15 protein-coding genes and 2 riboswitches are annotated in these 13,628 nt (G+C 66.3%); of the genes, 8 read left to right on the top strand and 7 right to left on the bottom strand.

Annotation, left to right across the window (positions count from 1 at the left end; all coding sequences use genetic code 11):
• Positions 1-43: 43 nt before the first annotated feature.
• From P8X75_07535 to P8X75_07515, 5 genes are all read left to right on the top strand, one after another.
• Entirely contained in the window at positions 44-421 is a 378-nt protein-coding gene (locus tag P8X75_07535; GenBank protein MEJ1995054.1) for an AtpZ/AtpI family protein, read from the top strand.
• 9 nt (positions 422-430) lie between these two features.
• On the top strand, positions 431-1,171 hold the full coding sequence (locus P8X75_07530; protein MEJ1995053.1) for a F0F1 ATP synthase subunit A: 741 nt from the start codon (positions 431-433) through the stop codon (positions 1,169-1,171).
• Positions 1,172-1,243: 72 nt separating this feature from the next.
• The gene (locus P8X75_07525) at positions 1,244-1,471 is read left to right on the top strand and encodes a F0F1 ATP synthase subunit C (protein MEJ1995052.1); all 228 of its coding nucleotides are present in this window, start codon (positions 1,244-1,246) and stop codon (positions 1,469-1,471) included.
• Between the two features lie 150 nt (positions 1,472-1,621).
• Entirely contained in the window at positions 1,622-2,104 is a 483-nt protein-coding gene (locus P8X75_07520) for a F0F1 ATP synthase subunit B' (protein ID MEJ1995051.1), read from the top strand.
• A 15-nt stretch (positions 2,105-2,119) separates the two neighbouring features.
• Complete coding sequence (locus tag P8X75_07515; GenBank protein ID MEJ1995050.1) at positions 2,120-2,602, top strand: ATP F0F1 synthase subunit B; 483 nt, start codon at positions 2,120-2,122, stop codon at positions 2,600-2,602.
• 98 nt (positions 2,603-2,700) lie between these two features.
• On the opposite strand, the gene gcvP is transcribed toward P8X75_07515, so the two are convergent.
• From gcvP to P8X75_07490, 5 genes are all read right to left on the bottom strand, one after another.
• Positions 2,701-5,595 carry an aminomethyl-transferring glycine dehydrogenase gene (gene gcvP / locus P8X75_07510; GenBank protein ID MEJ1995049.1) on the bottom strand — a complete coding sequence of 965 codons (2,895 nt, stop codon included), beginning with the start codon at positions 5,593-5,595 and terminating at the stop codon, positions 2,701-2,703.
• Between the two features lie 59 nt (positions 5,596-5,654).
• A complete protein-coding gene (gene gcvH, locus P8X75_07505; protein MEJ1995048.1) occupies positions 5,655-6,029 on the bottom strand; it encodes a glycine cleavage system protein GcvH in 375 nt (124 codons plus the stop codon).
• A 36-nt stretch (positions 6,030-6,065) separates the two neighbouring features.
• Entirely contained in the window at positions 6,066-7,214 is a 1,149-nt protein-coding gene (gene gcvT, locus P8X75_07500) for a glycine cleavage system aminomethyltransferase GcvT (GenBank protein MEJ1995047.1), read from the bottom strand.
• A gap of 67 nt (positions 7,215-7,281) precedes the next feature.
• Positions 7,282-7,415, bottom strand: a riboswitch (glycine riboswitch).
• Positions 7,416-7,529: riboswitch (glycine riboswitch) on the bottom strand. It lies immediately after the preceding riboswitch.
• A 92-nt stretch (positions 7,530-7,621) separates the two neighbouring features.
• The gene (locus P8X75_07495) at positions 7,622-8,167 is read right to left on the bottom strand and encodes a hypothetical protein (protein ID MEJ1995046.1); all 546 of its coding nucleotides are present in this window, start codon (positions 8,165-8,167) and stop codon (positions 7,622-7,624) included.
• A gap of 30 nt (positions 8,168-8,197) precedes the next feature.
• Positions 8,198-8,437, bottom strand: a complete 240-nt coding sequence (locus tag P8X75_07490; protein ID MEJ1995045.1) for a CDGSH iron-sulfur domain-containing protein — start codon at positions 8,435-8,437, stop codon at positions 8,198-8,200.
• Between the two features lie 145 nt (positions 8,438-8,582).
• Between P8X75_07490 and ispH the strand changes: the two genes are divergently transcribed.
• From ispH to rnhA, 3 genes are read left to right on the top strand one after another with little or no spacing between them, the layout of a single operon-like run.
• Positions 8,583-9,548 carry a 4-hydroxy-3-methylbut-2-enyl diphosphate reductase gene (gene ispH / locus P8X75_07485; protein ID MEJ1995044.1) on the top strand — a complete coding sequence of 322 codons (966 nt, stop codon included), beginning with the start codon at positions 8,583-8,585 and terminating at the stop codon, positions 9,546-9,548.
• A 29-nt stretch (positions 9,549-9,577) separates the two neighbouring features.
• Positions 9,578-10,543, top strand: a complete 966-nt coding sequence (locus P8X75_07480) for a homoserine kinase (protein ID MEJ1995043.1) — start codon at positions 9,578-9,580, stop codon at positions 10,541-10,543.
• Complete coding sequence (rnhA, locus tag P8X75_07475) at positions 10,540-10,989, top strand: ribonuclease HI (GenBank protein ID MEJ1995042.1); 450 nt, start codon at positions 10,540-10,542, stop codon at positions 10,987-10,989. The genes P8X75_07480 and rnhA overlap by 4 nt, the downstream gene beginning before the upstream one ends.
• On the opposite strand, the gene P8X75_07470 is transcribed toward rnhA, so the two are convergent.
• Positions 10,986-12,773 carry an acyl-CoA dehydrogenase gene (locus P8X75_07470; GenBank protein MEJ1995041.1) on the bottom strand — a complete coding sequence of 596 codons (1,788 nt, stop codon included), beginning with the start codon at positions 12,771-12,773 and terminating at the stop codon, positions 10,986-10,988. The genes rnhA and P8X75_07470 overlap by 4 nt on opposite strands.
• A 375-nt stretch (positions 12,774-13,148) precedes the next feature.
• The gene (locus tag P8X75_07465) at positions 13,149-13,622 is read right to left on the bottom strand and encodes a YHS domain-containing (seleno)protein (GenBank protein MEJ1995040.1); all 474 of its coding nucleotides are present in this window, start codon (positions 13,620-13,622) and stop codon (positions 13,149-13,151) included.
• Positions 13,623-13,628 lie beyond the last annotated feature (6 nt).

Here is a 13,628-nt window from a genome sequence, read left to right as displayed (position 1 = left end):
GAGGGCGCGGAGAGGCCGGGTTCGGGGCTTTTATCGGGGTCTGATGAACGATCATCCCGACGACGACAACCCCCAGCCGAGCGGCTCCCAGAAGCGGACGTTCGAGCAGCGTCTGCGCGACGCCAAGTCCCGCTACGACAAGCGGGTCAAGGGTCCGGGGAGCGGCGGCAGGCTTAACTCTCGCGGTATCGGTGTGGGGTTCCGCATCACCGTCGAGATGATCGCCGCGCTGGCTGTCGGCATCGGGATCGGGATCGGTCTCGACAAGTGGTGGGGCACCACGCCCTGGATGATGATCCTCTTCTTCATCCTTGGGTCTGGTGCCGCGTTTATGAATGTGATCCGGGTCGCCCGGGACTACGACCGCCGAGTGAAGGCGGAGCGTGAGGCCAAAGCGGGCGGCGGCGGAAAAGAGGGGTGAGGGCGTCTCGTGGCAGCTGAAGGCGGCGGCATCGATCCGATCCACCAGTTTGAGATTCATGCGATCGTGCCGATCCAGATCGGCTCGCTCGATCTTTCCTTCACGAACTCATCGCTTTGGATGGTGATCGCGGCCGTCTTGTCGACGGTCCTGCTGACGCTTTCCATGCGTGGACGCGCCCTGGTGCCCGGCCGTTGGCAGTCCGTCGCCGAGATGCTCTATCTCGTGGTCGCCAACATGGTGCGCGACAACGTCGGGTCGGAAGGGCGCAAGTACTTCCCCTTCATCTTCACCCTCTTCATGTTCCTGTTGATCGGCAACGTCCAGGGCATGATCCCGGGGTCCTTTACCTTCACCAGTCATCTGATCGTCAACTTCGCGCTGGCCTCCGTCATCTTCGTGGCGGTCACGGTGATCGGAATCGTGCGCCATGGCGCACATTTCCTGCGGCTGTTCTTCCCTGAGGGGGCGCCGCTCTGGACCGCCGTCATTCTGGTGCCGATCGAACTGGTGTCCTATCTCTCGCGCCCGATCAGCCTTTCCGTGCGTCTTTTCGCCAACATGCTGGTCGGTCACACCCTCTTGAAGGTCATGGCCGGCTTCGTGCTGCTGATGGGTATCTTCGGGGTGGTTCCGCTGGCGGTGCTGGTGGGCATCACGGCGCTTGAGTTCCTGGTGGCGATCCTCCAGGCCTATGTTTTCACGATCCTGACCTGCATCTACCTGCACGATGCGATCCATCTGCACTGATGCGTTAAGGTCAAGGACCAAGGGTTATCGTCTTAGTTCCAACTGTCCGCTGCAAAGCAAGGAGTAAGAGTTATGGAAGCTGAAGCTGCGAAGGTGATTGGTGCGGGTCTCGCCGCGATCGGCATGATTGGCGCCGGTATCGGTGTGGGCAACGTCTGGGCCTCCTACATGCAGGCCATCGCCCGCAACCCCGCCTCGAAGGAGGAGATCGGCGCGAACATCTGGATCGGCTTCGCCGTGACGGAGGCCATCGCGCTCTTCGCCCTGATCGTCGCGCTGATCGCTCTCTTCGTCGTCTGAGCCGACTGGGTCGCTGAAAGGCGGCGCGGTGGCTCCTCCGTCCATCGGGACAGGGGCCAAAGCGTCCGCCGGCGATGAAAGCGGGACCATCGGGGCCACGGCTGAGCCGGGGTCCCTGTCCCGCGTCATTCGGTAAAGCAGGAGTGCGTCATGCCTCAATTTGATCCGCAGTGGTTCGCCAGCCAGATTTTCTGGCTCGCCGTGATTTTCGCGGCGCTCTACTACGTGCTCAACAAGTTCGCGATCCCGCGCATCGGCGAGGTTCTCGAAGAACGCCAGGCCAAGATCGAAGACGATCTGAACAAGGCGGAGAACCTGAAGGCCGAAGCGGAGTCCGTGTTGAAGGAGTACGAGGCGGCGCTGGCGGAGGCGCGCGGCAAGGCGCAGGCCGAGCTGAAGAAGACGCAAGAGGCCCTGCAGGCCGAGAGCAGCAAGCGTCACGCTGAGTTCGGTCAGGAACTGGCGAAGTCCACCAAGGCCGCCGAGGAGCGCATCTCCAAGGCCAAGTCCAAGGCGATGGGCGAAATCCGCTCGGTCGCCGCGGAGACCGCCGTGGCCGCGACCAAGCGACTGATTGGCGCCGAGGTCGACAAGGCCGAGGCTGAGAAAGCCATCGGCGCGGACAAGGGCTGAGAGGAGAGCTAGAGGATGTTCAGCACGCCGGAATTCTGGATCGCGCTCTCCCTGGTGATCTTCCTTGGCCTGGCGGTCTGGAAGGGCATGGGCCCGGCGCTCAAGAGCCTCGACGACCGCGCCGCCAAGATCAAGCAGGAGCTGGACGAGGCGCGCACGCTGCGCGAAGAGGCCCAGCACATGCTGGCCGAGTACAAGCGCAAACAGCGCGATGCCCTGGGCGAGGCCGAGCAGATCGTCGAGCACGCCAAGCAGGAAGCCGAGCGCATGCAGACCAGGGCTCATGAAGAGCTGGAAGAGCAGTTGAAGCGTCGCGAGCAGCAGGCCATGGACAAGATCGCCCAGGCCGAGCAGGCCGCCCTGCGCGAAGTTCGCGGTCAGGCCGTTGACCTCGCCATCGCCGCCACGGCCAAGCTGGTCTCGGAGAAGATGACGGACAAGCAGGCCGGCCAGATCATCGACGACACCATCGACGGGCTGGGCAGCAAGCTCAACTGATCGCCGTCATCCGATAGCCGGACAAGAAAAACCCCGCCGGAGCCTCAGCGCCCCGGCGGGGTTTTCATTTGTCCCCGGGTCTTTGCAACGGGCCGACGCTACTCCGCCGCCTCCTGATAGTCCTCCAGCGGCGGGCAGGAGCAGACCAGGTTCCGGTCGCCGTAGACGTTGTCGATCCGCGCGACCGGCGGCCAGTACTTGTCCTGACGCAGCAGGTCCACCGGATAGGCCGCCTCGCTCCGGCTGTAGGGATGGCTCCAGACGTCGCCGATCAACTCCTCGGCGGTGTGGGGAGCGTTGACCAGGGGGTTGTCGTCCTCCGGCCAGTCGCCCTTCTGCACGCGCCGCGCTTCTTCCAGGATCGAGATCATGGCGTCGCAGAAGCGGTCCAGTTCGGCGCGCGACTCCGACTCGGTCGGCTCGATCATCAGGGTGCCGGGCACCGGCCAGGACATGGTCGGCGCATGGAAACCGTAGTCGATCAGGCGCTTTGCGATGTCCTCGTTGGAGATGTGCGCCTCGTCCTTCAGGGGCCGCACATCGAGGATGCACTCGTGAGCCACCCGGCCGTTCTGGCCGGTGTAGAGCACCTTGAAGTGCTCGCCCAGGCGGGTCGCCATGTAGTTGGCGTTGAGGATCGCCACCTGGGTCGCCTTGATCAGGCCCTCGCGCCCCATCATGGCGATGTAGGCCCAGGAGATCGGCAGGATCGAGGCGGAGCCCCAAGGCGCCGCCGACACCGGTCCCGGCCCCGTCTCCGGCCCCGCTTCGGCGGCCAGCGGGTGGTTGGGGGCAAAGGGCGCCAGATGCTCGGCCAGGCCGATGGGCCCGATGCCGGGCCCGCCGCCGCCGTGCGGGATGCAGAAGGTCTTATGCAGGTTCATGTGCATCACGTCGGCGCCGATGCGGCCCGGTTTGGCGATGCCCAGCAGCGCGTTCAGGTTCGCGCCGTCCATGTAGACCTGTCCGCCATGTTGGTGGACCAGGTCGCAGATCTCGTTGATCGCCTCTTCGAAGACGCCGTGGGTCGAGGGATAGGTGACCATCAGGGCCGCGAGCTCTTCGGCATGCTTCTCGGCCTTGGCCTTCAGGTCCTCGATGTCGATGTTTCCCAGCTCGTCGCAGCCCACCACGACCACGGACATGCCGGCCATGATGGCGCTTGCCGGGTTGGTGCCGTGCGCGGAGGAGGGGATCAGGCAGACCTTGCGCTGCTCTTCGCCCCGGCTGCGGTGATAGCCGCGGATCGCCAGCAGGCCCGCGTACTCGCCCTGGCTGCCCGCGTTGGGTTGCAGGGAGACGGCGGAAAAGCCGGTCAGCTTCGCGAGCCAGTCCTCGGTCTCGCGGATCAAGGCCAGGTAGCCTTCGGCCTGATCCAGCGGGGCAAAGGGATGAATGCGGCTGAACTCCGGCCAGGTGATCGGCAGCATCTCCGTGGTGGCGTTCAGCTTCATGGTGCAGGACCCGAGCGGGATCATGGAGCGGTCGAGCGCGATGTCCTTCTCCTGGAGCCGGCGCAGGTAGCGCAGCATCTCCGTTTCCGAGCGGTAGGCGTGGAAGGAGGGGTGCTCCAGGATCTCGTCCTGCCGCAGCAGCGCGGTGGGCAGGGCGTCGGGGACCTGCGCCTCGATGTCGGCCACCGTCACGCCGGCTTCCTTGCCCGCATAGGCGTTGAACAGCTTTTCCAGGTGATGCACCTCGGTCGCCTCGTCGAGCGCGATGCCGACGCGGCCGTCGTCATATCGGCGCAGATTGATGCCCGCTTCCAGCGCGCGCGCGACGAAGGCCCCATTCCCCTCAGCGGCCTTGAGGGTCAGGGTGTCGAAGAAGACCTCCTCCTGCAGTTCCGCGCCCAGGCTCTTCAGCCCGGCGGCCAGCACGCAGCTCTGGCGATGCACCCGGCGCGCGATGCGGCGCAGGCCCTCGGGACCATGATAAACGCCATAGAAACCGGCCAGGACCGCCAGCAGCACCTGAGCGGTGCAGATGTTGCTCGTCGCCTTCTCGCGGCGGATGTGCTGCTCGCGGGTCTGCAGCGCCAGCCGCAGGGCCGTGCGGCCCGCCCGGTCGACGGAGACGCCGACGATGCGGCCCGGCAGGCTGCGCTTGTGCGCGTCCTTGGTCGCCATGTAGGCGGCATGCGGGCCGCCGAAGCCGAGCGGCACGCCGAAGCGCTGGGCAGAGCCGATCACCACGTCCGCGCCCATCTCGCCGGGAGACTTCACCAGCACCAGCGACAGTGGATCGGCGGCCACGGCGGCGAGCGCGCCGCGCTCGTGCAGCCCGGCGATCACGCCGGTCAGGTCGCGGACCGCGCCATCGCTCGTCGGGTTCTGGAGGAGCGCGCCGAAGACCTCTGCCGAGGCCAGATCGGAGTCCGGGTCGCCGACCTGAAGCTCGATCTCAAGCGGTTCGGCCCGGGTGCGCAGCACGGCCAGGGTCTGGGGGTGCACGCCCTGGTCCACGAAGAAGCGGTTCGTCTTTGCCTTGGAGAGGCGGTGCAGCAGGGTCATGGCCTCCGCCGCCGCCGTCGCTTCGTCCAGCAGGGAGGCGTTGGCGAGGTCCATGCCTGTCAGGTCGGCGATCATGGTCTGGAAGTTGAGCAGCCCTTCGAGCCGCCCCTGGCTGATCTCCGCCTGGTAGGGCGTGTAGGCCGTGTACCAGCCGGGGTTCTCCAGCACGTTGCGCTGAATCACGGCGGGCAGGTCGCAGTCGTGGTAGCCCATGCCGATCAGGGAGGTCAGGACCTTGTTGCGCTTGGCATAGCCGTTCAGCTTGGCGACGGCCTGCCGCTCGGTCAGCGGATCGGGCAGTTCCTTTGCCAGCGGCATGCGGATGCCGCCGGGCACCGCCTCGTCGATCAGGCCTTCCAGGCTCTCCGCGCCGATACGCTCCAGCATCGCGGGGAAGTGCGCGTCGCGCGGACCGATGTGGCGGCGGGAGAAATCGCGCTGGCCCTGAAGGGCCGCCAGGGGAGTGACGTCATTCTGCATCGTCGGGTCTCGCTTTCTCTTATCTGCCCGGCCGCCTCGGCCGGTGGATCAGCGCAAACTCACTGGCCGGCCACGAAGTCGTCGTAGGCGGCCTTGTCCATCAAGCCGTCCAACTGGCCCTTGTCGGACAGCTTCAGGCGCAGGAACCAGCCGTCGCCTTCGGCATCGCTGTTGACCTTGCCGGGGTCCTCTTCCAGGGCCTCGTTGACGGCGGTCACCTCGCCGTCGACCGGCGCGTAGACCTCGCTCGCGGCCTTCACCGAGTCGATCACCGCGGCTTCGTCCCCCTTGCTGAGGCTGGCGCCCACTTCCGGCAGGTCGACGTGGACCACGTCGCCCAATTGCTCCTGGGCGTAGTCGGTGATGCCGATGACGCCCTCGTCGCCCTCGATCCGGATCCATTCATGGTCTTTCGTGTACTTCGTGTCGCTCATGGTTTCCTCGTCTCCCTTCGGTCCTTTGATGCGGGTCTATTTCTTGATGCGGCTGACCGTGTGGCTGGGCACGAACGGCAGGCCGACGACGTCGCAAGGCACCTCCTTGCCGCGCGACAGGGCGGCGACGCGGGTGCCGGGTTCACTCAGATGGCGGGGCAGGTAGCCCATGGCGATGGGAATGCCGAGCGAGGGGCTGAAGCCGCCGGAGGTGATGACCCCGACCTCGCCGCCGCCCTCCTCGAGCAGTTCGATGCCTTCGCGCAGGGGCGCGCGGGACTCCGGCCGCAGGCCGACGCGCAGCCGTTCCGGCCCCTCCTCGATCTGCTTCTGGATGATCTCCGCGCCCGGAAAGCCGCCTTCGGCCCGGCGGCGCTTGCCGATCGACCAGGTGAGCCCGGCCTCGACCGGGGTCGTGGTCTCGTCGATGTCGTGGCCGTAGAGGCAGAGCCCGGCTTCCAGGCGGAGGGAGTCCCTGGCGCCAAGCCCGACCGGCGCCACCTCTTCCGCCTCCAGCAGCTTGCGGGCGAGGGCTTCGGCCTCGTCGGCGGGGACGGAGATTTCATAGCCGTCCTCGCCGCTGTAGCCCGAGCGGCTCACCAGACAGTCGATGCCGTCCACGCTCAGCGGCTGTTGTTCCAGGAAGACCAGCCCGGCCGCGCCTGGGGCCAGCGGCTCCAGCACGTTCACCGCCTCCGGACCTTGCAGCGCCAAGAGCGCGCGGTCTTCCAGCCGGGTCAGGCGCGCACGTCCCGCGAGCGCCTCCTCGATATGGGCGAAGTCCTGCTCCTTGCAGGCCGCGTTGACCACGATGTAGAGCCCCTCGCCCTCGGCGCGGCGGGTGACCATCAGGTCGTCGAGAATCCCGCCCCGCTCGTTGGTCAGCTGGCTGTAACGCGTGCGGCCGGGCGCCAGGGCCTGGATCTCTCCCGGCATCAGTTCTTCGATCAGGGCGGCAGGGTCGTTGTCCCCAAGGCCCTCCAGGACGGCCTGACCCATGTGGGAGACGTCGAAGAGGCCCGCCGCGCGGCGGGTGTGGCGATGCTCGGCGATGATGCCTTCGGAGAATTGGACCGGCATGGCGTAGCCCGCGAAGGGCACCATGCGCGCACCCAGCTCTTCATGAAGCGCGTTGAGCGGAGTCTGTTTGAGGGGGCTTTCGCCGGATTGTTCTTCGGTGGTCATGCTCGCCAGCGCCTCCTGGCCGGACATTATAGGGGCGCGATCCGCGATAGACTGCGGCTCGCCAGAACCCCCTCTGTCCAAAACCTGAGAGATTCACCGGCGGATCACCCCAAAAAGGCGGGAGACCCTAAAGACAACACCGGCTTACCCCGTCGGTGAGAAGCGGCCAGACAGACTGTCCGCTCCTGCTTTCCAGAGGCGCCTTTCCCCACGGTCCTTTTTGCCTGAGAGTTTCCGGGGCGGTTGCTCCTTCGGCGCCGGCGCTGCGGATCGAACCCTGTGACCCGCCTCGCCGAACTCTCCCACGGGGAAGTCGTTGGCGCTGTTCGAACGGGCCGACTCGACGGCTCGCCCGGACAAGACGAGAGTCTAACCAGAGGCAGGCGGGAGTCAATCAGGCTGAGCGCCTACTGCAGCCCGCTCAGGTTGTCGTCCAGCTGTTCGCGGGAGATTTCCAGGCCCAGGAAGATGGTGTAGTTGCCGCCCGCTTCCGGTGCGGGCAGGGGAATCTGCGGCCCGATCACCTCGGCGAAGGTAACCCGTCCCCGGTTCTCGCCAAAGGGCACGACAACGTCGAAGGCTTCGCGCGCCAGGATCTGCTGTTCGCTGTTCGCCACCGCCACGAAGTAGTTGAAGGGCGCCTGATTGGTCTCGTTGGCTGGGCCGCGCCGCACGTCGAACAGTACCTGGATCTCCCCTTCGACGGCATCCTCGTTGGCGATGCAGTCGAAGCTGGCGTCGGTCATGGCGACGGTGAAGTCCACGTCGGTCAGGTCGCGCCCGCTGCCGCGGTAGGTGGTCATCTCATCGGCGCCGGTGATGATCCTGAGCGCCGGGCAGACCAGACGGACCGACGAGGCTTCCTGCGTCGAGGAGCAAGCGCCGAGCAGCAGCAGGGCCGCTAGCGAGAGCGGGGCGGCGAGAGAGGCGAAAGAGGCGGGTCGCTGCATCACGGAAGGTGATCCTTCATGGTTGGCGGGTGTCTAAAGCGTCGAATGGGTGCCGTCGCACAGCGGTTTGTCGCCGCTGGACTTACAGCCGCAGAACCAGACATCGCCGCTCTTTTCAGCCCTATAGGCCAGGGGCGTGATGCCGCTGCCGTCGTGGGAGCCGTCACAGAAAGGCTGCGAGGCCGAACGGCCACAGGCGCACCAGAAGTACTTCTTGCCCTCCTCGACCTGCGCCTTGTAGGGGCCTTTGCGGGCGGGGACCGGCTTCGTCATCTTCACGTCTTCCTTCCAGGCCCAGGCTGGTTTACTGTCCGGGCGGTTCTTGAATGGAGCGTCCGGCCTTGCCGCGGCGCCGCATTTCCCGACACTTTATGGAAGGCCGGGTTCAAGGACAAGCGACGACCGAAGGTTGGATGGGATGATCGCCAAACCCCCTCTGAAAATACTGCTCGCCGGGCCGCGCGGCTTCTGCGCGGGGGTCGACCGCGCCATCGAGATCGTGGAGCGCGCGCTCCAGGTCTATGGCGCGCCGGTCTACGTGCGCCACGAGATCGTGCACAACCGCTTCGTGGTGGAATCGCTGGAGGCAAAGGGCGCGGTCTTCGTGAAGGAACTGGACGAGGTCCCGCCGGACCTGCCGGTGGTCTTCTCCGCGCACGGCGTTCCCAAGTCCGTGCCCGAGGAAGCCGAGCGCCGCAAGATGATCTATCTGGACGCGACCTGCCCGCTGGTCAGCAAGGTCCATCGCGAGGCGGAGCGCCATCACAAGAACGGCAGCCACATCCTTCTGATCGGCCATGAAGGTCACCCGGAAGTGGTCGGCACGATGGGCCAGTTGCCGGAAGGCGCCATCACCCTGATCGAGACGGTCGAGGACGCCGTCACCCTGGACATTCCCAGCGACCGGCCGCTGGCCTTCGCCACCCAGACCACCCTGTCGGTGGACGACACGGCGGAGATCGTGGCGGCCCTGCGCGAGCGGTTCCCGGGGATCGCCGCGCCGCGCAAGGAAGACATCTGCTATGCCACCACCAACCGCCAGCAGGCGGTCAAGGCGATCGCGGGCGACTGCGACGCCCTGCTGGTGGTGGGCGCGCCCAACTCCTCGAACTCGCGCCGCCTGGTCGAGGTCGCCGAGAAGACCGGCTGTTCCCGCGCCTTCCTGGTGCAGCGCGCCAGCGACATCGACTGGCCGGCGCTCGAAGGCATCGCCCGCCTCGGCATCACCGCCGGCGCCTCGGCGCCCGAGGTGCTGGTGGAGGAGGTGGTGGAGGCCTTCCGCCAGCGCTACGAGGTCGCCCTGGAGATGCGCGACGTTGCGCAGGAGGACGTCCACTTCAAGCTGCCGCGCGCGCTGAGCGAAGCCGCGGCCCAGAGCGGCTAGATTCGAGAAGGGCGGGATCCGGGAAGCTCATGGCCGTCTACACCGAGGTATCCGACGAGGACCTGCAGGACTTCCTGACCCAGTACGACCTGGGGCGGATGCTCTCGCTGAAGGGCATCGCCGAAGGCGTGGAGAACTCCAACTACCTGCTGCACACCGAGGAGGGGAGTTACATCCTGACGCTCTATGAGAAGCGCGTGCACCGCGAGGACCTGCCCTTTTTCCTGGGGCTGATGGAGCATCTCTCCGGCCAGGGTTTTTCCTGTCCGGTGCCGATCAAGGGCAAGGACGGCGAGGCTCTGCGCGAACTCTGCGGGCGGCCTGCGGCCATCATCTCCTACCTGGAGGGGCTCTGGCCCAAGCGCATCCATCCCTGGCACTGCAACCGGCTGGGCGCGGCGCTGGCCGAGTTCCACAAGGCGGGGCAGAGCTTTGGTATGCGCCGCGCGAACAACCTCTCCGTGGCGGGCTGGCGCCCGCTCTTCGAGTCCTGCCGGACGCGCGCCGACACGGTGGAGCCCGGCCTCAGCGAGGCGCTCGATCGGGAGCTGGACTTCCTGGAGGCGAACTGGCCGAAGCATCTGCCCGAAGGCGTGATCCACGCCGACGCCTTTCCGGACAACGTCTTCTTCGTCGGGGACGAGCTGTCCGGCATCATCGACTTCTACTTCGCCTGCAATGACTTCTTTGCCTATGAACTGGCGATCTGCCTCAACGCCTGGTGCTTCGAGCCGGACACCTCCTTCAACGCCACCAAGGCGCGCCAGTTGCTCCAGGCCTACCGGGAGCACCGCCCGCTGGAGCGTGAGGAACTGGAGGCTCTGCCGGTCCTGGCGCGCGGCAGCGCGATTCGGTTCCTGCTGACGCGCCTCTACGACCTGCTGAACCATCCCGAAGGCGCGCTGGTGACGCCCAAGGACCCGACCGAGTACTGCCGCAAGCTGCGCTTTCATCAGGAGGTGCGCGGCCCCGGCGCCTATGGGCTGGATGCATGACCTCGGCTGAGCAGCGCGTTGAAATCTTCACCGACGGCGCTTGCAGCGGCAATCCCGGGCCGGGCGGCTGGGGGGCTGTCCTGCGCTGGCGCGGGGTGGAGAGGGAACTATCGGGCGCGGAGGCCGCGACCACCAACAACCGCATGGAGCTGATGGCGGCCATCGCCGCGCTGGAAGCCTTGAAGCGGCCGTCGAAGGTCGATCTGACAAGCGATTCCACCTACCTGCGCGACGGCATCACCAAGTGGATCCATGCCTGGCGGGCCAAGGGCTGGAAGACCGCGGGCAAGAAGCCGGTCAAGAATCAGGACCTGTGGCTGCGGCTGGATGAAGTGGCGAAGCGCCACGATATCGAGTGGCACTGGGTGAAGGGCCACGCCGGTCACGCCGAGAACGAGCGGGCCGACAAGCTCGCCCGAGACGCGATCAAGACCCTGAGCGACTAGAAGTCGGCGTCTTCGATCATCTGTAGGGTTTCCGCCCCGCGGGTCGCCGCGGTCATCAGGCCGATGGCCTGGGGCAGGACGTTGTCGGCGTAGAAGAGCGCGGACTTGATCTTGGCCTCCAGGAAGGCCGTATCGCCTTCGCCCTCGGCCAGCAGTGTCTCCGCCCGCTCGGCGGCGCGCGCCATCTGCCAGCCCCCGGCGACCGTGCCGAAGAGCCGCAGATAGGGGGAGGAGGCCGCGGCGGCCAGCTTCATGTCCTTGCCCCCTGCCTCGACCAGCCAGCCGGTCGCCTGCTTCAGGTTCTCCACGCCCGCCCCCACGGCGCTCGCGATCATCTTGACGCGGGTGGAGGCGGTCAGACCTTGAAGCTCTTCTTCCATGCGGGCGATCACGCGCTGGGCGGTCTCGCCCTTGTAGCGCAGGATCTTGCGGCCCACGAGGTCGAGCGCCTGGACACCGTTCGTGCCTTCGTAGATCGGCGTGATGCGGGCATCGCGCAGGTGCTGGGCGGCCCCGGTCTCCTCGATGAAGCCCATGCCGCCATGGACCTGCACGCCAAGGGAGGCGATCTCGACCCCCAGATCGGTGCTCCAGGCCTTGACGATGGGGGTCAGGAGGTCGATGCCGTCGATCTGGTGGCTCTGACGCGCCGCCTCGTCCGGGTCGCGCCGCGCGCGGTCCATCTCTCCCGCGGCGACGTAGGCGAGCGCGCGCGCCGCCTCGGTCTGGCTCTTCATGGTCATCAGCATGCGCCGCACGTCGGGATGGCGGATGATGGCGACCGCGTCGCCGCGCGAGCCGATCTCAGCCGACTGCACGCGGTCACGCGCGTAGTGCAGCGCCTGCTGGTAGGCGCGCTCGGCGATGGCGACGCCCTGGAGCCCCACGGTCAGGCGGGCGTTGTTCATCATGGTGAACATGTACTCCATGCCCCGGTTTTCCTCGCCGATCAGATAACCGACCGCGCCCCCGGAATCGCCGTAGGCCATGACGCAGGTTGGGGAGCCGTTGATGCCCAGCTTGTGCTCGATGGAGACGCAGCGCAGGTCGTTGCGCGTGCCGGGCGTGCCGTCTTCCTTGGGCAGGAACTTCGGCACGATGAAAAGGCTGATGCCCTTGGACCCGGCGGGCGCTCCGGGCGTGCGCGCCAGCACCATGTGGATGATGTTGTCGGTGAAGTCGTGCTCGCCGTAGGTGATGTAGATCTTCTGCCCGGTGATCAGGTAGTGGTCGCCGTTCGGCTTGGCGCGCGTCTTGACCGCGCCGACGTCGGTGCCGGCCTGCGGTTCGGTCAGGTTCATGGTCCCGGTCCACTCGCCGGAGATCAGGCGCGGCAGGTAGCTGTCCTTCTGCTCCTCGCTGCCGTGGGCCTGGAGCAGTTCCACCGCGCCCTGGGTCAGAAGCGGGCAGAGCGCAAAGGCCATGTTCGCGCTGTTCCACATTTCCGCCAGCGCCGAGCCCAGGGTCCAGGGCAGACCCTGACCGCCATAGTCGGGATCGAAGGGTAGCGCGTTCCAGCCGCCCTCAACGAACTGCCCATAGGCCTCGGCGAAGCCTTTCGGGGTGCGCACCGCGCCGTTCTCGTAAACGGCCTTCTCCTTGTCTCCGCTGTGGTTCAACGGGGCGATCACTTCGGAGGCCAGCTTGTTCGCCTCCTCCAGCACCGCATCCACAAGATCTGGAGTCGCTTCCTCGTAACCGGGCAGGCCCGCGATGTCTTTCAGGCCCGCAAGCTCGTTGAGAGCAAAGCGCATGTCGGCGAGAGGGGCGGCGTAATCGGTCATCTCTTAGGCTCTTTTCCTAGCGTTCGGCGGTCTCGTCTCAGCAGGTTTACCTATAGGTCAACCTGATCCGGGTCAAGCGTGTCGCCCCTTTAGGAAATGCGGGGGCTGGTCGCTTGGGGCCTTCTCCTCTATCTTGGAACTTCGAGAGTTCTAAGGAGAACCTTGGAAAACCGGAGGGCCGAGCGGGCGCGCTACGAGGCCGAGCGTCAGCAGGGAGAGGAACAGGTCGTGAGCCACCGTATTGTGTAAGAGGATTAGGATGCCGAGTAGCGGACTCCGTCCGGCGTTCAATGAAAAAGCCGCCCGGAGCAGGGTCTTGCTCCGGGCGGCTTTGTATTTGTCGATTGCGTCTTTGTTGAGGGTGCGCGGGCGTTCCTACTCGATCACTTTCGGCCAGTTGCCGTCAGCCTTGGCGATGTTGCCGGGAATGTCCTCGCTCCAGCGCTGCTGAACGTCCTTGCTGTAGTTGAGGTAGAGCTTGCCGTCCACGATCTTCCAGGCGTCCGGATCGGCCGAGGCGGTATAGCCCTGGGAGACCGCCCAGGCGCAGTAGCCGCCATACTGGGGTGCGAACTTCTCGGGGTCGGCCTTGAAGCTCTCCAGGTTCTCCTGGCTGGCGAAACGCCAGGTGGCGCCGTTCCATTCGTATTCGTAGTCGGCGCTGCCCTCGACGGGCTTGCCCATGGTGAAGTAGGCGACCGGATCGTGGCCGTCGACGGCGAGGCTGCTGAAGGTTCCGGTGTAGACCGGATCGGCGGCCTGGGCGGCGGAGGGTTGCAGGAGGCTGGCGCCGGCGGCCAGGAGCCCGGCGGCCAGCAGGCTGAAGAAGTAGATGCGGAAAGCGCGCATGTCTTG

The sequence above is a fragment of the Limibacillus sp. genome, assembly GCA_037379885.1.
Taxonomy (GTDB): domain Bacteria; phylum Pseudomonadota; class Alphaproteobacteria; order Kiloniellales; family CECT-8803; genus JARRJC01.
Note: the sequence above shows the minus strand (reverse complement) of the source record. Positions and strands in the feature narration are given on the sequence as shown.